The organism is Vibrio sp. 03_296 (assembly GCF_002265885.1).
Genome location: NZ_NPKW01001298.1, coordinates 1 through 651 on the forward strand (window position 1 = coordinate 1; position 651 = coordinate 651).

The 651-nt window shown below is 47.6% G+C and carries 2 pseudogenes; both read left to right on the forward strand.

The annotated features are described in order from the left end of the window. A pseudogene (locus CIK04_RS35235) lies at positions 1 to 143 on the forward strand (integrase); the annotation flags it as partial. Beyond that, positions 140 to 651, forward strand: a pseudogene (locus CIK04_RS31660) (transposase zinc-binding domain-containing protein); the annotation flags it as partial. The pseudogenes CIK04_RS35235 and CIK04_RS31660, both read left to right, overlap by 4 nt.

A 651-nucleotide genomic window follows, 5' to 3' on the forward strand; every position in this document is an offset into this window, starting at 1 on the left:
CACTGCAAATCCTTCTTGGTCATGCGAGTTTAAATACAACGGCTCGTTATACTCAACTCACACAACTCAAGTTACATGATGCGAATCAAGCTCTCAATCAACTGGCTGACCGCCTGCACCTCGACTGGGAGCTGACCGTATGAGCACTTTTATCGACCTATTGCGCCAACATCGTCACGAGCTTGAACTAGACTATGGTCATCACTTTAACAGCGATATCAAGCGAGCCATCTCCGCCATGTTACGCTGTAAAACAGAGAAACAAGGACTCTCGCAGTGGTATTGCTCCCACTGCCACCATGATGACCGTCTCACTCTCTCGTGTGGAAATCGTCACTGCCCGCAATGTCAGTATCGTACAACATCAGACTGGCTTGAAAGGCAGAAAAGTAAGCTGCTTCCAGTTCATTACTACATGGTAACCTTCACATTACCTTATGAACTGAGAAGCTTAGCTCGCTCTGCTCCCGAGCACTTTATCAAACCATGTTCCGCGTGGCTTCATCTACGTTAAAAGACTTTGCTCAAAGGCAAACCCAAGGTGAGCTGGGATTTACTATCGTCCTTCATACACACAGCCGAAAGCGAGAGCTACATCCTCACTTGCACGTTATCGTTGCGGGAGGGCAATATGATGCAAAGAGGCATCAG